Origin of the sequence: Riemerella columbina, assembly GCF_030517065.1 — a bacterium.
Lineage (GTDB): Bacteria > Bacteroidota > Bacteroidia > Flavobacteriales > Weeksellaceae > Riemerella > Riemerella columbina_A.
The window spans coordinates 1,261,125-1,282,491 of sequence record NZ_CP103950.1; the positions used below are offsets into that span (position 1 = coordinate 1,261,125).

Sequence of the window (21,367 nt, forward strand, 5' to 3'; positions counted from 1 at the left end):
GGTTTGAAAATCAAATTGTATAAAAAATATTACCATCGGCGGAACCATAAAATGGGCGACTGTGGGAAAATAAATTTGTGTTAATAATTTTTAAAATATTATCTTTGTCAAAAACCGAAATGGAATCAAAAAAATCGTTCTTCTTAGCGTGTTATCAATTAGGGATTATTAAATTTGGGAAGTTCACCCTTAAAAGTGGGATTGAAAGTCCTTTTTATGTGGATTTAAGACCCTTGGCATCAGACCCTAAAATTTTGAAAACTTTGGGGCAATTTTTATTAAAAATGGTGGATACCCAAAACACGGATTTAATCTGTGGGGTGCCTTATGCCGCCCTCCCAATGGCGACCGCAATGTCTATGGAAAGCGGTATCCCTCTCATTATCAAAAGGAAAGAAGCCAAAGCTTATGGCACTAAAAAATTGATAGAAGGTCTCTATACTTCGGGGCAAAATTGTCTGTTGGTAGAAGATGTGATAACCAGCGGAAAGTCTTTGTTGGAAACCATTCCAGAGGTGGAGAACGAAGGCATAATAGTGAAAGATATCGTGGTGGTTTTGGATAGAGAACAGGGCGGAAAAGCCCATTTGGAGCGCCAAGGTTACAGCGTACATACGCTATTTACCATTTCCGAAGCTTGTCAATATTTATATGAAGAAGGTTTGCTTTCGGAGGGGCAATTGGCTCAAATTAAAGACTTTTTAGCTGGTCACCCTATTGTGTTTGAGAAGAAAAAAAGGCGTTCTTATGAGGAGAAATTAAATAAAGTAAGCCATTCTTCGGCGCAGCGTTTATTAGAATTGGCGATAGAGAAAAAATCCAACCTCATTGCTTCTGCAGATGTGATTACCACGCCAGAATTACTCCAATTTGCTGAGCAAGTGGGCCCTCACATTGTGGCGCTCAAAACGCATATGGACATCATCACCGATTTTGATTTTGAAAAAACCATTCTGCCGCTCCAAGCCTTAGCGAAGAAACATCAATTTTTGCTAATGGAAGACCGCAAGTTTGCAGATATTGGTAACACCCAAGAACTCCAATATTCTTACGGAATTTACAGAATTTCTTTTTGGGCAGATTTAATCACTTCGCATATGATTGGCGGGGCAACCTCGCTGGATTATTTCTTAAATTCTGGGGTTATTGCCATTTTGGAGATGTCGTCCAAAGGTGCATTAACCGATGCCCATTACCGAGAGCAAGCTCTAAAAGTGGCACAAACACATCATAATGTGGTGGGTGGCGTAGCGCAGAGTGCTCTGCCAGAGGATTTGTTGCTCTTTACGCCAGGCATCAATTTAGAAGATAAAGGCGATGCCAAAGGTCAGCAATACAACACGCCAGACTATGCTTTTGAGCAATTGCATACCGATTTTATCATTGTGGGGCGTGGTATTTACAAAGCCGAAGATGCCGAAAAAGCGGCGTTAAATTACAAAATAAAAGGCTGGGAAGCTTACGAACAATCCTTGGAGGTATAGAATTTTGCAGAAGTTTCATTTTAAAATTATATCCGATTGAGTGGTTTCCGCAGATTATTAGGTTTTATTTTTTCACTTCTTGCAGGTTTAAGTTTTGCCCAACAGCAAGACAGTTTAAGTCTGCAAATTTCTTTGTTGGAAAGCGGTCATAGAGCACAAATCAAGCAAACCATCATCCATTATCATCAAGGGGAGCAGGCGACCAATCGGGTGGTGCTATTGAATTGGAATGCCGCTTATCAACCGCAAAATACGCCTTTGGCAAAGCGTTTATTGGAAGCTCGAAAAACCAGCCTTTATTTCTCTAAACCCAACCAAAGAGGTCGGTTGATGAACCTCAAAATCAATGAACAGGCGCTAACCGCTCTCGATCAAGAATGGATAGAAGTGCCGTTGGAAAAGCCTTTAAATCAAGGGGAGCGCGTGGTTCTACATTTGGATTATGAAATCCAGTTGCCAGAGGCACGGTTTACAGGCTACGGCATTCAGCCAGATGAAATTTCGCTTAAATATTTCTTTTTGGTGCCTACCGATGCGCCTCGGCATTTTTTAAATATTGAAGAAAACCAAAGCTCCAAAGCCTATTGGCGTGTTCAGTTTTCGGAAAATCAGCGGGCGGTATTTTCTAATTTGCCAGAAGTTTCGCCTCAACTTTTTGAAGGCTCGTTGTCTGATGATCCTTATTTTATTTTGAAACCACAGGTGGCGGCAACACCTTATTTTAGGCTAAAATATAAGAATACTTTGGTGGAAATCCCTTTTCCTCTGACCTATGACCAGCAACAAAATCTTAATTTCTACCTGCCGTTACAACTCAATTTTATAGAAGGTATTTTAGGCGATTTACCAAAGAAAATACTGATTTCTAAAAAAATAGCCCAAGATTATGGCTTTATGGGTATTGATGATATTAAATTTTGGAAATTTAAATTTCAACTCTTTAATGATGCCGAAAAAACGGATTTGGAATACTTTTCTATTTTGTCTCAACTTTGCGTGGCTCAACAACTAAACACGGATAAAATACAGCAACATTGGATAGAAAATGGCATTAAAACTTATATAGAAATTCAGTATTTAAAGCGCTTTTATAAGGATAAAGTTCTGTTGGGAGATTTGCCACAACAGTTATCTTTATGGGGCATTCAGCCTTTAAAATGGACTTACCTTTCAAAAATGAAACTCACAGAGCGCTATGGTTTGGCATCTCAATATATGATGAGCCAGAATTTAGACCAGCCGATTGCCACGCCTTTTCCGCAGTTGAGCAATTTCAATCAGGTGGTCATCAGCCAGATGCAAATGGGGAGCCTTCTCAATTTTGTGGCTGAAAAAATGGGCGAGGCAGAGATGAATCAGTGGATACAAAAATTCACTAAGGAACATGCGGGAAAGCCGATTTATACAGAGGATTTTCTCAATCAGTTGGCGATGGCATCTCAGTACAGTAGCGCTTTTTTATCGGATTTTATTACGAAAAAAAATAGGGTTAATTTCAAGCTGAAAAACTTTAAAATAGAAGGGGAGGATATGCTCGTTAAGGTTAAAAAAAATACCGAAGCGCCCATTCCTTTTCAGCTTAAAGCCATTAAAAACGAGGATCAAGCCCAAATTTATTGGTACGATACTTATACGAAAAAAGAGACCGATTATCGCATTCCTAAGGATAGCATTAAAAAAATTATCCTGAATGATAACGACCTTTTTCCAGAACTCAATAATAGAGATAATTACCTATATACCAAAGGTTTATTCTCTAATGTGAAGAAGCCTAAACTTAAGTTTCACAAAGATATTCCCAATCCTGAATACCACGAAATTTTCCTGACGCCTATTTTTAGGTATAATTATTATGATAAACTGTTGCTGGGACTCGGTTTTAGCAATGCCAGTTTGATAGAGCAGCCTTTTACATACGCGCTGAAGCCTTATTTTAGCACAGGAACAGGACAACTGATGGGAACGGCGGGCGCTTCTTACACTTTTGCACCTGCGGATTCTTTTTTTCAAAATTGGCGAGTGGGGGGTAAGGGCACTTATTTTCACTACGATAAAGATTTGGCATTTAGAAAGCTCAGCCTTTATACATCGTTGGATTTCAATAAAAATCCGAGAAGCCAAATTGGGCGACAGTTGGGGCTTTCCTATGATTATGTGAGCAAAGATTTAAGCCCAGAAATGGAAGCCGCCAACGATTACAGCAAGTATTATCTTTTCAACATCGGTTACCTCTATACCGACCGAAAAGCCATCCACGAGAATACCATTTTAACCAATCTACAACATTCTGAAGATTTTAATAAGCTCTCGGCGGAACTCTTTTACCGCTGGGAATATCAGCAAAATAAAAAGTTGAGTTTAAGATTTTTTGGTGGTTATTTTCTGAGAAATCAGACCCGAAATGCCTATTTTGATTTTGGAATTTCCTCGTTGTCTAATTATAGCTTTTCGTACAGCATCATCCGCAGAAACCACAATGATTATTATGCACCACGGCAGTTTGTCTTGGGCGAAGGCGCTTTTAAATCCGCCATCAATGCCACGGCTAACCAATGGCTTACCACTGTGAATGCCGATGTTCAAATTTGGAAAATGCTAAACCTCTACGCAGATGCTGGCATCTACAAAAATAGAGACGAACAGAGTCAATTCATTTGGGATAGCGGCGTTAGTGTTAAGCTGATTCCAGATATTTTTGAAATTTATTTTCCGATGCAATCTTCGTTAGGCTTTGAACCAGCTTTGCCGAGTTATCAGAAGCGCATTCGGTTTATGTTCAACTTCAATCTTTCTGCGATTGTTGCACAACTGCGGCGAGGGTGGTTTTAATTTTGAACCTTGATTCTGGGTCAATATTGAGAGAAAATCCATCTTGCACACCAATAAAAATAGTTTTAAATTTACGGCTATGATAAAAGCGAGAAATATACACAAATCTTATGATGATTTAGAGGTATTAAAAGGGGTAGATATAGAAATAAAAGATGCCGAAGTAGTTTCTATTGTGGGAGAATCTGGCGCAGGGAAATCTACATTGCTTCAGATTTTGGGGACTCTGGATTTGCCGACGGATATACAGCAACACCAGACCGAAATCACCATAGATGGGCAGTCGTTTCTAAAGATGAAAGACCAAGAACTCTCCCGGTTTAGGAATGAAAATATCGGTTTTGTTTTCCAAAATCATCAGTTGTTGCCAGAGTTTACGGCGTTGGAGAATGTGCTGTTGCCCATTAAAATTTCAGCTAAAGATGAAGCCGAATACATCAAGAAAGCTTATAGCCTTTTTGAGGAACTTAAAATAGAAGAGCGGATGCACCATAAGCCCAAGCAACTCTCTGGCGGCGAGGCACAAAGAGTAGCGGTAATCAGAGCGTTAATCAACTCGCCAAAGGTTATTTTTGCCGATGAGCCCACAGGGAATTTAGATTCTAAAAATGCCGAAGCCCTCCACCAGCTTTTCTTTGATTTGAGGGATAAATACCACCAAACATTCATCATTGTAACCCATAATAACAGCTTGGCAGACCGCACGGATAGAAAATTGGTGATGCGTGACGGAATGATTTTGTAAGTCTTTAATATATTAAAATACAATTGCAAAGGGTAAAAATGCAATTGCAAAGGGTAAAAATACAATTGCAAAGGGTAAAAATACAATTGCAAAGGGTAAAAATACAATTGCAAAGGGTAAAAATGCAATTGCAAAGGGGTAAAATACAATTGCAAAGGGTAAAAATGCAATTGCAAAGGGGTAAAATACAATTGCAAAGGGTAAAAATGCAATTGCAAAGAATTTAAGAAAAATGTCTATTAAGCAGTTAGCGGAAGATGATAGACCCCGAGAAAAATTTTTAACTAAGGGGAGAGGAGCAGTTTCAGACTCGGAGTTGCTCGCTATTATTATGGGCAGCGGTAGCCGCACGCAGTCTGCGGTGGATTTGGCACGGACCATTTTAGATCAATATCAAAACAATTGGCACCTCCTCAGCGAGGCTTCTGTTCCAGAGTTAATGCGATTTAAGGGCGTGGGAGAAGCCAAGGCGGTGAGTATTGCTACAGCGTTAGAAATAGGCAAGCGCAGGGCATTACAAGAGTTTCCAAAACGCAGAAGCATCAACCAGAGCAGAGATATTTATGAGATGATGCATCCGCTGATGGCAGATTTGGCTATAGAGGAATTTTGGCTGATTCTACTCAATGCTAAAAACAAAGTGATACATCGTTTCCCGATTTCCAGAGGCGGTATCCATAGCACAGTGGTAGATGTCCGCTGGCTGTTTAAACAGGTTTTAGAATACTCTGCCACAGCAATTATTTTGGTACACAACCACCCATCAGGAGAGCCGCAACCCAGCTCAGCCGACCGAGAGCTGACTCAAAAAATAGTGCAGGCGGGGCAACTTTTGGATATTCGCGTGCTGGATCACATTATCATTGCTAAAGATTCTTATTTTAGTTTTTCAGACCACGGCAGTTTATGATCACGATAAAAACTTATAAAACCATTGATTTTGAGCGGTACCACCTTTGCCTTAAAGCTTCGGCGCAGTATGTTTTTCAGGCAGAGCGTGCTTATTTAGAAGCCACCAACGGCACCCAGTGGGAGTTTTTAGTCTATGGCGATTATCAAGCGGTGATGCCCATTCCGATTAAAAAGAAATTCGGGTGGATAAAAATGGTGGTGCTTCCGCCTTATTTGCAGCAATTGGGCGTATTTTCTCCACAAGATGATGCCTCCACGAACCGCTTATTTTACGATTTTTTGATAAAGCATTATCTGGTTTATTATTATGCTTTTAATGCTAAAAATCAACTTTCAGAGTTACCACATTATAAAAATTATAGGCTTTCTTCAGCGCCTTATGCGCAGGTTTTGAAAGGCTATTCTGTACATCGGCGACGGAATGTGAGGCCCCACGACAAGAAAAATCAGCATTTGAGTTTTGCCAAAGGCTCTAAGGCTTCACATTATCGGAATTTTTTTATGAACTATGCCAAAGGCGTGGAGCGCCCCCAATTAAAAGCGATGTATTTTTCGGTTTTAGAGGCGTTGGAGGCTGCAGGGAAATTAGAAATTTATGAAATGCGACACCATCAAACTTTGGTTTCTGTAGTTTTCTTAATGAAGTCGGAGTATTGCCAGAGCTTGATAGGTTTTATCAATAACTATGAGCTTTCCACCAACGCGTCCTCTTATATGATTGACTGTCTTCTTAAAAACAGCATAGACCATCTGGATTTTAATTTTAACGGCAGTAATGTACCTTCTGTGAGTGATTTTTATCATAGATTTGGCGCACAATTAGAAAATTATCCTGTAATCCCCCCTTCAAAAGTGAGAGTGTTGAAGTCTTTATTTCGTTGGAATTGAAAAATCACCTATTAAAAATGTTGCAATTTTTTGGTGATATGATAGATTGCATCAATGATTTTTTAAAAATCATAATAAAATATGATATATTTTTATTTATATCATTATTTTAATTATTTATTTGGTGAAGTGATATTTTTTGTTATATTTGGAAAGTTTAAAACCATATAATATGACAAAACTTTACAAACTTAGTATTGCAGTATTGTTCGCTTTTGGTGTTTTCAATGCGCAAACCCATTATGATGATGTTCTGAAAAACTATCTCAATGGCGCTACTTCTACTTTCAATAGCTCAAAACCTGAAGCTAAACAATTTAAAATTATCAATACCGACTCTTCGCAAGCGTTAGGCGGCGCGGTGCTCCAAGTCCAACAGACTTATAATGGCGTTCCAATCTATGGCGCTGTGGCTTCGGCATTGGTAAAGAATGACCAAGTGGTGCATTTTTCTGATAATTTCCGTAAAAATATTGTAGTTGTTTCTACTAAAACTAAAGCAAGTCTTAATGCTGAACAAGCGTTAAAAGGCTTAGGAATTAAGGTTAAAGCGCTCGCTAAATCAGGGCAGGAGTTTTATTTCCCTACCGAAAATGGTTTGGTATTCGCTTACGCCTATACTTACGAAGATCACGATGGCATTCTTTGGAATGTGGTAGTAGATGCTCAAGATGGTAGCGTGCTGTTGGAAGAATCTCTTACGCTGTCGTGTAATTTTGCACCAGGGATGTACGGCAGACCTCATCAACATCGTTTTATTGGGCCATTAAATCAACCTCAAAACTTGAATAAGAGTATTTTAGCCGCGGCAGATCATGCATCTTATCATGTTTTTGCTCTTCCTATAGAAGCCCCTTCTTTTGGAAACAGAAGCATTGTTTCTGATCCTTGGGACAATACCGCTTCGCCAGAAGGTTGGCACTCTGATGGCACTAACCACTATACCATTACCCGAGGGAATAATGTCCATGCTTATACAGACCTTGACGGTACGAATAACATTGGATTTTCGGCAGATGGTGGCACTGGTAGAAATTTTGATTTCCCTTTGGATCTTAATTTAACGCATGAGCACTATCAAGATGCGGCACTGACCAATTTATTCTATATGAATAATATGCTGCACGATATTAGCTATCAATTTGGCTTTACAGAAAGTGCAAGAAACTTCCAAACCAATAATTTTGGGAAAGGTGGCTATGGGCATGATGCCGTAAAGGCAGAAGCCAGAGACGGCATCAATAAAGCAACGCCTAATCTTAATAATGCCAATTTTGCAACGCCATCAGACGGTGGTGCTCCAAGAATGCAAATGTTCCTTTGGGATCCTATAAAAGTAGAACGGATATTCTTTAACAGCCCTAATGATTTTACCGATAGAAGACCCAACTCAAAAACAGCAAGTTTCGGACCTAAACTAACCGCTACTGGCGTTACAGGGGATTTAGCTTTAACTACACCTCTTAATGGCTGTACCAATATTGATGAAGACCTTACAGGGAAAATAGCCCTGATTGCTAGAGGTTCTTGTAACTTTACTGCAAAGGTGAAAAATGCTCAAACTAAAGGTGCTATCGCAGCTATTATTTATAATATACCATCATCTACTTCTTTTGGACCAATGGGCGGTACAGACGCTTCTGTAACCATTCCGTCAGTGCTTATAGAAGCCAGCGAGGGAGATGCGATTAAAGCCCAATTGGAAGCCTCTACGGTTAATGTAACCCTAAAAGATAACCCTGATGAATACCTTTATATCGATGGCGATTTTGACAATGGTATCATCGCCCATGAGTATACGCACGGTATCTCTAACAGACTTACTGGAGATGGTTACGGCTGTTTAAGCTCTTCTTTGGATAATGAACAAATGGGAGAGGGTTGGTCAGATTTCTTAGCGCTTATGCTAACCAACCGCCCTGGTGACACCGCTGATGTGCCAAGAGGAATAGGAACTTATGCTTCTGGAGAACCTACAGATGGTTTAGGCATCCGCCCTGCAAAATATTCGCCAGATTTTAGCATCAATAATTATACTTATGGCAAAACCAACGGAATGTATTATACAGAAAATGGGATGACCAGACCACATGTACATTCTATTGGTTTTGTGTGGGCGACTATCCTTTGGGATCTACATTGGAAATATGCAGAAAAGTATGGTTATGCCTCGGATGTTACCGCAGATATGAATTCAGGGAGTGCCAGAGTCCTCCAAACAGTAATGGATGGAATGAAATTACAAGGTTGTAATCCTACTTTTGTTAAGGGTAGAGATGCCATTATTGCGGCAGACCAAAACTTAACTGGTGGTGATAACAAATGTTTGATTTGGAAAGTTTTCGCAAAAAGAGGCGTTGGTGTTAATGCCGATCCAGGGTTAATCCAACCAAAATCTCGATTCAATAACGCAGATATAGAAGCAGCTCTTAATGATCAAGTAGAAGATTTTACTATCCCTGCAGAGTGTAATGCGGTGATGGCAACCACAGAGGAGCAGACTTCTCAAAATGTGGCGGTATATCCTAACCCCGCTCAGAATGAAATTTTTGTGAAAGCCGATGCCAGTGCAGGTCTTTTATCTGTAAACCTCTATGATGCTACGGGCAAATTGGTTGTTTCACAGAAGGTAAAAAGCCAAGAGCCTATCCGTGTTGCTCACTTGAATAACGGGCTTTATATCTTAAAAGTAGAAGGTTTAAATGTTAATTTCAGTGAGAAAATTATTATCAAGAAATAAAACCTCTTTTCTTTAAAACCAATCCGCTAATTCATCTTTTGAGTTAGCGGATTTTTTATTTCTAAACTTTGAGGTTAGAGGCTATATCAAAACAAGGAAGTGTAATAAATGAATATAAAAAAGCACAAACTAAAAAGTTTGTGCTTTTAGCCTTTAGCCATTAGGCTAAGGGGGCGCAGAGGTTTTACGCCCCGCAGTTATGATGCAAATATACAAAAAATAAAAAAATAATCCTATAAAAACTTTTTAAGCAATAAATATTACAGATTCTCAGAAAGCTGCCACGGATTATCAGTAATGAAGTTGTGCCCTCCGTAGGTGATTTTTATCATAGATTTGGTGCCCAATTAGAAAATTATCCTGTAATCCCCCCTTCAAAAGTGAGAGTATTGAAGTCTTTATTTCGTTGGGATTGAAGCATAAATACTAAAAATAACCCCCTATTGTTCCCTCACTTTCATTAGTAGAGGTTCAGAGGCGTCTTGATCAGGTTTGGGCGCGAGTTGCCAAAATGCTATTTCAGAGATCTGATAAGTATCAAACTGGATACTGACTCTCGCTTCTTCTCCATTTTTTACTCCCCTATAATATAGAGTGGTTTTGGTTTTATCATCGGTATCTGTCTCAAAATGTTTCTTTAATAAATCAATGATTTTCTGGTAGTTATTAAGCATTGCGGCTTGATTTTTAAAATGTAAACTAATGCTAACCACCTCATTTTCATCGGAAAAGCGTAAAGACACCTCTTTGAATATAGGATGATTCTTGAGTTCTACCCAATTACTGTATTGCGTTTTTTTTATTTTTCCTTTATAGGGTTTGCCCAGCTCTATGCCTGTAATATTCAGTTCTTTTAGGACCTTCTCGGTTTGTCCGAAAACCAAAGTTACGAGGACAAGGCACACCGATAACAGTATTTTTTTCATATCGATAAAATTTAAATTTTCATTGTATTGACATTCATCAACCCACTAAAATCCCCTTAAAAAGGATAACCTATGGCGAAGTTAAAGGTTGGTTTTAGCGGTTGTATGTGTCTCAATCTCCAGCGGGAACCTTCTGGCTGGTTAGGGTCGTAGATTTTATAAGCCAAATCTAAACGAAGCGTAATATACGCCACATTGATCCGAATACCAAAGCCGCTGCCTATACCGAGTTGTTTCCAAAATTTATTGAACTTAAAGCCATCGCCCAAGCCATCTTCTTTTAGCGACCAGATATTCCCAGCATCGGTAAATACAGCCCCTTCAAACATTTTATTGATAGGGAAGCGGTACTCTATATTGGTGGTCAGTTTCAGGTTGTCCATAATGTAAGATCTTACCTTTTCATCAAGTTGAGAATCTGCAGGACCTAAGCCTCCAAAGGCGATCCACGCTCTAATATCGTTAGAACCACCATTAAAATAAGACCTCACAAAAGGCATCGTTTTAGAGTTGCCATACGGAATCCCAATGCCGATAAACTGCCGAAGCACCAAGGTGTGTTTAGAGTCTGCATTGGCAAAGAAGGTAAAGTATTTCCTCACATCTACATCAAACTTGATGAACTGAGAATAGGGGATATTAAAAATGGTTTTTTCCTCATCAACTAACACACTTTTGGAGTCTTGGGCTTTCCCAAACAAACTGAGAATATTCCCCGCGAGCTCCATTTTTCCACTGAAATAAAACGGATTGGTGTAGTATTTATTCCCCATTTCGTTGTACAAAAATTGATAAGAAAGGGAGGAAATCAAGACATCTTGCGTCTGGCGGTCTTTATTGAGCAAAGATTGTAGGAAGGTATTGTAAAGCGTTAAACCTTCACCGTTGAGAGATTGGATAAAGCCAACATCATTCAATATTTTCTCCGACACATCATCATAAGTATAAGCATTGATGTTGTAGGCGGGGTTATAGGTTTGATAAAGGTTGAAGATGTTCTCTCGCACCTCATTATCGCCACGGAAGAGTTCATAATAATTGTCTTTATCCCGAGTAAGGCTCAGCTGGGTGTTGAAGAGCGAAAGTCGGTGAGAAATCACCTCGTTCACATTAGCCGTATAGTTGAGGCTTCCATTAAAGTTGATACGCCCCATACCGATATTATTCTGGATAGAAGCCCCCAGCCCAATGGAAGTCGTAGGAGAGTAGCGCTTCGGGATTAAGCTATAATAACTAAACGGAATGAGCAACCGGGGTACATTGAGTGCCACCTGTGCCGAGAGTTCGTAGGCATTAAAGGCTTTTCCTGGATTTTTAGCATTTTTGGTAGTCCCTACAATCCCTGAAAAACTGGTGCTCAAGTTCTCCGCACCGCCAAAAATATTTCGGGAAGTTAGCTCTACCGATGGCGAAAATCCAAAATTTAAAATCTGTGAATAATGGAGATCTAATGCGGTTTTGAGCTCATATTTAGGTAATGGTTTTAAGATATATTGCACATTTAGAATGCTGTCATTAGGCTTGTTAGAAAGTCTTTCATTATAGCTGAGAATGCTAAAATTATTCATCGCCATAATGTTTCTCTTCGTTAAGTCTAATTTTTTCTGATTATAAACCTCACCATTTTTGAGGATAACTGGTAGCCAGAGGGTGCGTGTGGTATATTGGTCGTCCATTTTATGGATGCGCACGCTATCGTCTTTTTTCAATCGGTCAAATTTATAGGCTGTGGTATTCAGCGTGTCGCTCATTTTATCCACCACATAGAGGTCTACATGCCCAATGGTCGTTTTTTTATACGGCGTATCCGCAGAATCTTTATGAATATCAATGGTGAGTGGCACATTTTTACGATCTTGGAGGGTATCTGCGGTAAAATAAATCTCCTCTCCAGAGCGGTTGAAGCTATAATAACCCTCGGCGTGCATCTGTTCTGTAATGCGTTTCACCTCGTTTTCTAAATTGGCTTGGTCTAAAATTTCGCCTGCCTTTACCTTACTTTTGTCCATTTCTCGCTCATAGAGGGCGCGGATATTTCGGTCTGGAATAGTGTAGTAATAATTTTTGATGAGCGTAGGATCGTTAAAGGTCATATGATAAGCCACTTGCGCCTTTTTAGCCGCCGAATCTAACTTTTGTTTAAAATCTACTTGGGCATCCCAATAGCCTTTATAGACCATATATTGGCGGATGTTTTTAGCACTCGCAATGGTTTTGCCTTCATCTAAAATAACAGGCGGCTGCCCAATGGTGTGGAAAAATCGGTTCCAAAATAAAGAGCGCCCTTGGTACTCTGGGTGTCCGTACTTCACGAAGAGAGAGTCCCGCAATGCCTGATTTCTCATCTGGTTAGGGTAGGTCATATATTCGTTGAGGATGGTATCATATTTCGGATTGGCCCAGTTGTAAACATAGAGCCCAATGGGAATAATAAAGAATTGTTTTTTATTCGGTTTTTGGCTTACATAGTTGGGAATAGTGCTGGTTAACAGTTTTTTATCCTCGTATTTAAAATGGTTTTTAGTGAGTAGATACTCGCCATCAGGAACTTTTTTCGTTGCATTACAAGCATACAAAAAGGTTAAGAAGATTGCAAAAATGGAAAATAAGTAATACTTTTGAACATAATTTCTGATATGCTTACCACTCATAGAATTAAAATTTTAAAGTCTTTAGATAAAAAAAAATTTAGACAAAAATACAATTTGTTTTTGGTTGAAGGGAATAAAATCATCAAAGAGTTGAAAACATCAAAATTCAAAATTGATGCCATTTATAGCACAACCCCTGAAGAATTGGACTTTCTTCCAGCACATTTAATCGCTCCAATTACCCCTCAAGAGCTCAAAAAAATAAGTTTTCTCCAAACTCCAAAAGATAGCGTGGCGGTATGCCAACTTCTGCCAGAATCCCAATTGATGGATACCGCGTTTAATCTGGTGTTAGACGGCATCCAAGACCCAGGGAATTTAGGCACCATCATCAGATTAGCCGATTGGTTTGGCGTGGAACAAATCATCTGCAGCCCAGATACCGTGGATTTTTATAACCCCAAAGTCATCCAAGCCAGTATGGGCTCTTTTACGCGGGTGCAGATGATCTACACGGAGCTGAGCGCTTATCTTTCTCAAACCTCGCATACCAATATTGGAACGGATATGGCGGGCGATAATCTCTACCAAACAACATTCCCTGAGAAGGTCAACCTTATTCTCGGTAACGAAGGCAATGGCATACGTCCAGAAACCGAAAAGCTCCTCCAGAGGAGCATTAGCATTCCAAGATTTAGCCAGCACCAAGCCACAGAAAGCCTGAATGTCTCTATGGCGGCAGGGATTATTTTAGGACAAATCTTTGGACAAAAACTTCAAAATTAAGTTTGAGGCAAAGCCGTTTTCCATTTTTATACACACCTTGCACTAGGTTTATCAAGGCTAAATTAAATAAAAACCGTAATTTTGCAACCTAAGCACAGGGATATGGAAACACGAGAAAAAATAGTGATTATCGGCGGCGGTTTTGCTGGGCTACAGCTCGCAAGGAAGCTCAATAACAAAAGAAAAAAAGTATTGGTTATTGATAAAGTCAATCACCATATGTTCCAGCCCTTGTTTTACCAAGTGGCGTGTGGGCGTATAGAACCGTCCAACATCTCGTTTCCGTTCCGAAAGATTTTCCAGAGGTCTAAGAACATCCAATATCGGATGACGGAAGTGACCAAAATTATCCCAGAAGAAAAGAGAATCATCACCGAAGATACCGAATTTACTTACGATAAATTGGTGATTGCCACAGGTTGCCGCACCAATTTCTTCGGAAATGATAAAATGGAAAACCTTTGTTTTGGGATGAAAAACACCCAAGAAGCCATTAGCATTCGGAACCATGTGCTCCTCACTTTTGAAAAATTGATTATTGAGAGAAAACGCTCTGATAGTGGCAATTGGAACATCGTTATCGTGGGGAGTGGTCCCACAGGGGTAGAGTTGGCAGGCGCTTTTGCAGAGATGAAAGCCGATATTCTCCCCAAAGATTATCCCAAAATGAGTTTTAAAGATCTGAAAATCATTTTAGTGAGTGCTACCAAGCATCCATTAGCGGTAATGAGCCAAGAAGCTCAAGAAAAATCTGAGCAATACCTCAAAAATATGGGCGTTCAATTCATCAGTGACCATAGGGTGGTGGACTATGATGGCGACCAAGTTTATTTGGAAAATGGCGACACCATCGCTTCTAATAATGTGATATGGGCAGCAGGCGTTACGGGCAATATTATAGAAGGTTTAGAGCGAGACCAAATCATCAAAAACCGCTATGTGGTAGACCGCTATAACCGCGTGAAAGGCTACAAAGATATTTTCGCCATTGGAGATATCGCCTATATGGAGACGCCTAAATATCCGAAAGGACACCCTCAGGTGGCGAATGTTGCCATCAATCAAGGTAAAAATTTGGGTAGAAACCTTTGCCGAGCTTCAGAAAAAGATTGGAAAGAATACGAGTATTTTGATCAAGGTTCTATGGCTACCATAGGGAAGCACCGCGCCGTGGTAGATTTGCCTTATATTAAGTTTCAAGGCATTTTCGCATGGTATTTTTGGATGTTCCTCCACCTGATGCTCATCTTATCTGTACGGAATAAAATTGCAATTTTCTTCAATTGGATGTGGAGTTATCTCAACGGCGACTCCTCTCTGCGCCTCATCATTTTACCCAACCGAAAAAACAACACAATACAATGAGAATAGACATTATCAGCGTAGTACCAGAGCTTATGGAGAGCCCTTTCAAAACTTCTATTCTTAAACGAGCAATGGAGAAGGGCGTGGCAGAAGTGCATTTTCATCAACTTAGAGAGTGGGGCATTGGCAAGCATCGGCAGGTGGATGATGAGCCTTATGGCGGCGGTGCTGGTATGGTGATGATGGTGCAACCGATAGACCAATGCATCTCTCAGCTGAAATCTGAACGGGAGTATGACGAAATTATCTACCTGACCCCAGACGGCGAAACCCTCAACCAAAAAATAGCCAATACGCTTTCGCTCAAACAGAATATCATATTGCTTTGTGGGCATTATAAAGGCATAGACCAAAGGGTGAGAGATCTACATATTACCCGAGAGATTTCCATTGGCGATTTTGTTCTGACTGGCGGCGAGTTGGCGGCGTGTGTCTTAGCGGATGCCGTAATTCGGCTGTTGCCAGGCGTACTTAATGATGAACAATCGGCGCTCACGGACAGTTTTCAGGATAATTTACTCTCACCACCCATCTACACGCGCCCCGAGGTTTATAAAGGTTTGGAAGTGCCATCGGTATTACTGAGTGGTCACGCGGGCAAAATAGAAGATTGGCGCTACGAACAGGCGCTAAGCATCACCCAAGCCAAAAGACCCGATTTATTGGATGATTAAGCTTAAAATTTTTATCAATTTTTAAAACATAGCAACACTTTGCCTTACATCTGTTTTTATAATACGGAGAATTTTTTTCCGCCCAATACCCCGCATTTACCGCATTGGGATGATAGAAAATACCTGACCAAACGCCAAAAAATAACCCAAGTTTTCAGCTTGATGAAAACGCAATACCACCAACTGCCCACCCTCATTGGCTTAGCCGAAATTGGCAATAAAAAAGTGGTAAAAGAGCTTTTGGATATGCCTGTTTTTGAAGGAAAATACAGCTATGTCCATTATGAATCTCAAGATGAAAGGGGTATAGATGTCGCGTTGGCTTATCAAAAATCGGTGTTTAGGATGGTACACTCAGAACCAATTCGGTTTACTTTTGAGATGCTGAATGCGCAGCAACATTTTTATACCGATACCACCCGAGATGTGCTGTATGTGATTTTAGAAACACAAGGCATAAAAATCCATTATTTTTTAGTGCATTTACCATCTAAAAGGGAAAATGACATCAATTTAGACAAAAGAAATCACATTCTTTCAGAAATAAAAAAACGGATAGAAACCATTATTTATGATACCAATGAGGCGGTTGTCATCAGCGGCGATTTCAATGAAAATCCCAATGAGGATAATATGCAAAATTTCATTTATTATCAAGGCATAGAGCAAATTTTGGACAACCCATTTTTGAAGATGTATTATCAGAAACAATATTCCACTTTTCACCATAAAACAGGACTGTTGTTTGACCAAATATTGCTTTCTCATCATTTCTTTAAACCTGATTTTCCGCTCCATTATCAACAGAGTAAAATTTTTACACCGAAGGAAATTTTGCAGCGCCAATCCATCGCCCCAAAACCCAGCCGAACTTATTCTGGCACAAGGTATTTAGGTGGCTACAGCGACCATTTTCCTGTTTTGCTCTTCTATGATGAAGATAAAAATCATCTCTAAAAAACCTGATCAACCCACCGAAGTTTAGTATCTTTGAAGAAAATTTTATTAAAAATAAAACCAAAATGAATATCAAAAATTATTTAGATTCTACTTATCTAAAAACGCTAGAACAGTCTGGATTATCCTTAGAGGAAACCCATGCCAAAGTAAAAGCCCTTACAGATGAAGCAATAGATAATGGACTTTTCGCCGTGATGATTCGCCCTGATTATGTGAAGGAGATTAAAACTTATCTTACGGAGAAAGAGGCGCCAGTAGTTTTAGGCACCGTGATTGGCTTCCACGAAGGCACTGCCAGCGTAGGGCAAAAATTAGCCGAAGCTCAAAAAGCCATAGAAGATGGCGCTGATGAGCTAGATTTCGTTATCAACTATACCGCTTATAAAAACGGCGATTTGGCTTTGGTAAAAGATGAGTTTGTACAATGCACGCAATTGTGTTTAGAGTACGGAAAAATCGCGAAGTGGATTATAGAAATTGCCGCGCTTACCGATGAGCAAATTGCCGATATTACTGCAAAAATTGCAACTTGGGCAACGGAAAGCTTTAAAGCGGAAGATTTACAGCGTATTTTCGTTAAATCTTCTACAGGTTTCTACCAAACGGAAGGCGGCAAGCCTAACGGTGCGACTTTTGAAGGCATTAGCATTATGCTCAAAAATGCTGGGGCACTTCCTGTAAAAGCCGCTGGTGGCGTAAGAACGCCTGAAGATGCCGAAAAAATGATTGCCATGGGCGTTAAGAGAATTGGTACCTCTTCGGCGATGTCTTTGGTGCGTGGCGAGGCAACTTCTGAGCAATACTAAACCAATATAGTTATCAAATAAAAACCGTTTCAATACAGTATTGAAACGGTTTTTTATGGATTTAGGCTTTCTTCTTTTGAGCCCAAGATTTCCGTTTAAACTTTCGTTTGTCCTTCTTTTTAGAAAATAGTTTGAGCAATTGATAGCCCACAATACCTGATAAAATGGAGGCGACTAAAATCGCAAACTTGGCTTCCTCTTGGATTTCGGGATGACCTTTATAAGACAATAGCGCGATGAAAATGGACATCGTAAAACCTATTCCCGCTAAAAAGCCACTACCTATCATCTGATACCAATTGCTTTTGTGTGGCAACTCGCTGATTTTTAATTTAATAGCGATATAAGAAAAGAGGTTGATTCCAATCATTTTACCTAAAAATAAGCCTAAAATAATACCAAATCCAAAGTTGGAAAACAGCCCGTCTACCATTTTTTCTTTTAAGGTAATGTTGGTATTGGCAAGGGCAAAAATTGGCATAATTAAGAAATTAACAGGCAAATGCAGTTTTTCTTCCAATTTCTCTAATGGAGAAATCTCCGTTACGGAAACATTAGTTGGGATCGTAAATGCCAATAAAACGCCTGCAATAGTAGCGTGGATGCCAGAATGGTGGATAAAATACCATAAAAATACCCCTGGTATTAAATAAAAAATAAGCTTCTTTACATTAAAATAATTCAATGCGGCTAAAATGGCTAAAATAATGGCGCTGTAACCCAAATAATCCCAATGCAGCTGGTCGGTATAAAACAAGGCAATGACCACAATAGCGCCCAAATCATCTACAATAGCGAGGGCAGCTAAAAATATTTTAACCGAGCTGGGCACCCTTTTTCCAAGCATCGAGATAATTGCCAAACAGAATGCAATATCCGTAGCCATAGGGATAGCCCAACCTTTTTGATAAGGCGTTCCTTGGTTAAAAAGTGTGAAAATGAGCGCTGGCACCAGCATTCCTCCGAGTGCCGCCACGATGGGTAAGGAGGCTTTTCTGAACTCGGAGAGTTCGCCCTCTAAAAGTTCGCGCTTGATTTCTAAACCAACCAAAAGGAAGAAAATCGCCATCAGACCGTCGTTTACCCACATATCCACGGAATAACGAAGGTGGAATTTTTCAAAGCCCAACTGGGTGTTCAATAGATTCTGAAAAGATTCCGCCAAAGAGGAGTTGGCAATCATTAAAGAAATCATCACGCAGACCATCAGTAGGAGCCCAGAAGATTGGTTGCTTTCAAGGAATTTTTTAAAATATTGTGTTATTTTCATCAGTTGTTGTTATTTTGAATATTTTTGTTTAATGGTTTTAATTGTATTATCGTTTTAATTATAGCCTTTTCACTTGGGTTACGCCCTCTATGGTTTGGAGCTGTTTTAGCGTTTCTTCCAGCTGGATTTTATTTCTCACTTCTAAGGTGATTTGCCCCGTGAAAATCCCATCATTAGAGGCTATGCTGAAACTCTTCATATCAATATTCATCGCATTGGTAATGATTTTGGTAATGTCGTTGATTATTCCCATTCTATCCAAGCCTTCCACTTCTATTTTGGCTCTGTTGCTGAAGCTTTCGGCATTTACCCATTGCGCTGGTAGCACGCGATAATCGTAATTGGCACGCATATTCACGGCATTTGGGCAGTTATCGTTATGGACTTTAATGCCATCAGAAATAGTAATAAATCCGAAAATTTTATCGCCAGGGAGCACCGTGCAGCACTTCGCAAAGCTGTAATTAAGTTTTTCCTCATCTTTACCAAAGACAATTAAATCCAGTTTTTCCGCTGGCGTCTCTTCTTTTACCGTTTGTATTTTGTTGGTTTTCTTAAACTTCTGCAGAAGCGTAGCGAAGAGCCCTTTCTTCTCCGAATAGCGTTTTAAATCGCCAATATCTAAACTACCATCTTGAAATTTCAAGAATAAATATTGCGAATTTTTGAGATTAAAGAACTTTTGAAGGTTATTAACTTCTTCTTCACTAAAATTGATTTTCGCATTTTTGAGCTTGCGGAGTAGGATTTCCTTGCCTTCTTTAACACGCTCGTTGCGTTCCACATTCAGTGCATTTTTAATTTTAGACTTGGCTTTAGAAGTCACCACAAACTCCAACCAATCTTGCTTTGGGCGCTGGTTGTTAGAAGATAAAATCTCAATCTGATCTCCATTTTTGAGTTTGTAGCTAATCGGTACCAATCTGCCGTTCACTTTGGCGCCTAAACACTTCATTCCTAAGCCTGTATGCACGGAAAATGCGAAGTCCAGCGCGGTGGCATCTTTCGGCAAAATCATCACTTCGCCTTTGGGGGTAAACACAAAAACTTCCTTGGAATAAAGGTTGAGTTTGATATCATCTAAAAGCTCCGAAGTGCTCATAGACTCCTGATTTTCTAAGACTTCACGAATTTGAGTCACCCATTGTTCAAAGTTGGTATCATCATTATTTCGCTTAAAACCTTCTTTATATTTATAATGCGCTGCCACGCCTTTTTCGGCAATTTCATCCATCCGCTCAGATCGAATTTGCACCTCAATCCACTTATTATCAGGACCTAACATGGTAAGGTGGAGGCTCTCATAACCCGTAGAGCGCGGCGCCGAAATCCAATCCCTCATCCGCTGTGGATTACTTCTATAAAGGTCGGTCACGATGGAATAGATTTTCCAAGCGACAAATTTTTCATTTTTAGCATCGGCATTATAGATAATTCTGATGGCGTAATTATCATACACCTCTTCAAAACCTACATTTTGCTTCAGCATTTTTCTATAAATAGAGCTGATGGCCTTGGTTCTTCCTTTAATTTTAAAGCTCAGACCTTCCTCTTGTAGCCGCTCAGAAACTTCCTTTTTAAACTCCTCTAAATAATGCTCTCTTTGCTCTTTGGCGAGGTCTAACTTACTGGTAATTTCTTGGTAAATCTCTGGATTATTGTACTTTAAGGACAGGTCTTCTAACTCGGATTTGATGTTATAAAGTCCCAATCGGTGTGCCAGCGGTGCGTAGATATACACTGTTTCTGATGCTATTTTTTTCTGTTTATCAGGGCGCATACTATCCAAAGTCCGCATATTGTGCAGGCGGTCGGCAATTTTAACCAAAATTACCCTAAAATCCTCTGATAATGTGAGCAATAGCTTACGGTAATTTTCTGACTGTACGGAGATGTTTTGGTTATTCATCACCGAAATTTTGGTCAGTCCATTAACGATATTGGCGATCTTCTCACCAAATAATTTCTTGATGTCTTCATAAGTATAGTCGCTGTCCTCAATCACATCGTGGAGTAGGGCACAAGCGATAGAAGTGGCACCCAGACCAATCTCTTCTGCGACAATTTTCGCCACCGCAATAGGGTGATAAATGTAGGGCTCACCCGTTTTTCTCCGTTGGTCTCTATGGGCATCCAATGCCACATCAAACGCCTTGCGAATCAGTTTATTTTGATCTTCGTTGAGCGTTCTGTAAGTGTTGGAAATCAAATCCTTATATCGGGCTAAGATCTCCTTATTTTCTTGTTCTAAATCGTAAACCATTTATTAAAACACTTTTAACCCACGAATATACAAAAAATAGACAGAATTTAAAAATAGAAATCAATTAAATTTTACAACTCTCATTATTATCAAAAAAACAATTATCTTTGAAGTTCATTTGATGATTA

The 21,367-nt window shown here is 39.7% G+C and carries 16 protein-coding genes; 12 read left to right on the forward strand and 4 right to left on the reverse strand.

Features of this window, described 5'->3' with window-relative positions; translation table 11 throughout:
• The first annotated feature begins 119 nt into the window (after positions 1-119).
• From pyrF to NYR17_RS06035, 7 genes are all read left to right on the forward strand, one after another.
• Entirely contained in the window at positions 120-1,484 is a 1,365-nt protein-coding gene (gene pyrF / locus NYR17_RS06010) for an orotidine-5'-phosphate decarboxylase (protein WP_302504827.1), read from the forward strand.
• Positions 1,485-1,520: 36 nt separating this feature from the next.
• A complete protein-coding gene (locus NYR17_RS06015; protein WP_302504828.1) occupies positions 1,521-4,313 on the forward strand; it encodes an aminopeptidase in 2,793 nt (930 codons plus the stop codon).
• A gap of 79 nt (positions 4,314-4,392) precedes the next feature.
• Positions 4,393-5,058, forward strand: coding sequence for an ABC transporter ATP-binding protein (locus tag NYR17_RS06020; protein WP_302504829.1), 666 nt, complete (start codon positions 4,393-4,395; stop codon positions 5,056-5,058).
• A 22-nt stretch (positions 5,059-5,080) separates the two neighbouring features.
• Complete coding sequence (locus NYR17_RS09685) at positions 5,081-5,200, forward strand: hypothetical protein (RefSeq protein ID WP_438826612.1); 120 nt, start codon at positions 5,081-5,083, stop codon at positions 5,198-5,200.
• 90 nt (positions 5,201-5,290) lie between these two features.
• A complete protein-coding gene (gene radC / locus NYR17_RS06025; protein WP_302504830.1) occupies positions 5,291-5,968 on the forward strand; it encodes a RadC family protein in 678 nt (225 codons plus the stop codon).
• A complete protein-coding gene (locus NYR17_RS06030) occupies positions 5,965-6,858 on the forward strand; it encodes a hypothetical protein (RefSeq protein WP_302504831.1) in 894 nt (297 codons plus the stop codon). Before radC ends, NYR17_RS06030 begins: the two co-directional genes overlap by 4 nt.
• A gap of 172 nt (positions 6,859-7,030) precedes the next feature.
• Positions 7,031-9,598 carry a T9SS-dependent M36 family metallopeptidase gene (locus NYR17_RS06035; protein ID WP_302504832.1) on the forward strand — a complete coding sequence of 856 codons (2,568 nt, stop codon included), beginning with the start codon at positions 7,031-7,033 and terminating at the stop codon, positions 9,596-9,598.
• Between the two features lie 440 nt (positions 9,599-10,038).
• On the opposite strand, the gene NYR17_RS06040 is transcribed toward NYR17_RS06035, so the two are convergent.
• Together NYR17_RS06040 and NYR17_RS06045 are read right to left on the reverse strand one after the other, a co-directional pair.
• Positions 10,039-10,524, reverse strand: a complete 486-nt coding sequence (locus NYR17_RS06040) for a hypothetical protein (RefSeq protein ID WP_302504833.1) — start codon at positions 10,522-10,524, stop codon at positions 10,039-10,041.
• A gap of 56 nt (positions 10,525-10,580) precedes the next feature.
• Entirely contained in the window at positions 10,581-13,175 is a 2,595-nt protein-coding gene (locus NYR17_RS06045) for a BamA/TamA family outer membrane protein (RefSeq protein ID WP_302504834.1), read from the reverse strand.
• Here NYR17_RS06045 and NYR17_RS06050 point away from each other — a divergent pair.
• The 5 genes from NYR17_RS06050 to deoC all read left to right on the forward strand — a co-directional run bounded on the left by NYR17_RS06050 (position 13,161) and on the right by deoC (position 17,706).
• Positions 13,161-13,901 carry a TrmH family RNA methyltransferase gene (locus tag NYR17_RS06050; protein WP_302504835.1) on the forward strand — a complete coding sequence of 247 codons (741 nt, stop codon included), beginning with the start codon at positions 13,161-13,163 and terminating at the stop codon, positions 13,899-13,901. The two genes, NYR17_RS06045 and NYR17_RS06050, sit on opposite strands and share 15 nt — an antisense overlap.
• 102 nt (positions 13,902-14,003) lie before the next feature.
• Positions 14,004-15,266, forward strand: a complete 1,263-nt coding sequence (locus NYR17_RS06055; protein ID WP_302504836.1) for an NAD(P)/FAD-dependent oxidoreductase — start codon at positions 14,004-14,006, stop codon at positions 15,264-15,266.
• Positions 15,263-15,940, forward strand: a complete 678-nt coding sequence (gene trmD, locus NYR17_RS06060; RefSeq protein WP_302504837.1) for a tRNA (guanosine(37)-N1)-methyltransferase TrmD — start codon at positions 15,263-15,265, stop codon at positions 15,938-15,940. Before NYR17_RS06055 ends, trmD begins: the two co-directional genes overlap by 4 nt.
• Before the next feature lie 39 nt (positions 15,941-15,979).
• Complete coding sequence (locus tag NYR17_RS06065; RefSeq protein ID WP_302504838.1) at positions 15,980-16,897, forward strand: endonuclease/exonuclease/phosphatase family protein; 918 nt, start codon at positions 15,980-15,982, stop codon at positions 16,895-16,897.
• A 65-nt stretch (positions 16,898-16,962) separates the two neighbouring features.
• A complete protein-coding gene (gene deoC / locus NYR17_RS06070; protein ID WP_302504839.1) occupies positions 16,963-17,706 on the forward strand; it encodes a deoxyribose-phosphate aldolase in 744 nt (247 codons plus the stop codon).
• A gap of 61 nt (positions 17,707-17,767) precedes the next feature.
• On the opposite strand, the gene nhaA is transcribed toward deoC, so the two are convergent.
• Positions 17,768-18,976 carry a Na+/H+ antiporter NhaA gene (gene nhaA, locus NYR17_RS06075; RefSeq protein WP_302504840.1) on the reverse strand — a complete coding sequence of 403 codons (1,209 nt, stop codon included), beginning with the start codon at positions 18,974-18,976 and terminating at the stop codon, positions 17,768-17,770.
• A 58-nt stretch (positions 18,977-19,034) separates the two neighbouring features.
• Positions 19,035-21,239: a RelA/SpoT family protein gene (locus NYR17_RS06080; protein WP_302504841.1), complete on the reverse strand. Its 2,205-nt coding sequence runs from the start codon at positions 21,237-21,239 to the stop codon at positions 19,035-19,037.
• Positions 21,240-21,367 lie beyond the last annotated feature (128 nt).

Bases quoted from the DNA above. Each gene is read 5' to 3' on its own strand.
- pyrF (WP_302504827.1), top strand. From the start codon at position 120: ATGGAATCAAAAAAATCGTTCTTCTTAGCGTGTTATCAATTAGGGATT.
- NYR17_RS06020 (WP_302504829.1), top strand. From the start codon at position 4,393: ATGATAAAAGCGAGAAATATACACAAATCTTATGATGATTTAGAGGTA.
- radC (WP_302504830.1), top strand. From the start codon at position 5,291: ATGTCTATTAAGCAGTTAGCGGAAGATGATAGACCCCGAGAAAAATTT.
- NYR17_RS06030 (WP_302504831.1), top strand. From the start codon at position 5,965: ATGATCACGATAAAAACTTATAAAACCATTGATTTTGAGCGGTACCAC.
- NYR17_RS06035 (WP_302504832.1), top strand. From the start codon at position 7,031: ATGACAAAACTTTACAAACTTAGTATTGCAGTATTGTTCGCTTTTGGT.
- NYR17_RS06040 (WP_302504833.1), bottom strand. From the start codon at position 10,524: ATGAAAAAAATACTGTTATCGGTGTGCCTTGTCCTCGTAACTTTGGTT.
- NYR17_RS06050 (WP_302504835.1), top strand. From the start codon at position 13,161: ATGCTTACCACTCATAGAATTAAAATTTTAAAGTCTTTAGATAAAAAA.
- NYR17_RS06045 (WP_302504834.1), bottom strand. From the start codon at position 13,175: ATGAGTGGTAAGCATATCAGAAATTATGTTCAAAAGTATTACTTATTT.
- NYR17_RS06055 (WP_302504836.1), top strand. From the start codon at position 14,004: ATGGAAACACGAGAAAAAATAGTGATTATCGGCGGCGGTTTTGCTGGG.
- trmD (WP_302504837.1), top strand. From the start codon at position 15,263: ATGAGAATAGACATTATCAGCGTAGTACCAGAGCTTATGGAGAGCCCT.
- deoC (WP_302504839.1), top strand. From the start codon at position 16,963: ATGAATATCAAAAATTATTTAGATTCTACTTATCTAAAAACGCTAGAA.
- nhaA (WP_302504840.1), bottom strand. From the start codon at position 18,976: ATGAAAATAACACAATATTTTAAAAAATTCCTTGAAAGCAACCAATCT.
- NYR17_RS06080 (WP_302504841.1), bottom strand. From the start codon at position 21,239: ATGGTTTACGATTTAGAACAAGAAAATAAGGAGATCTTAGCCCGATAT.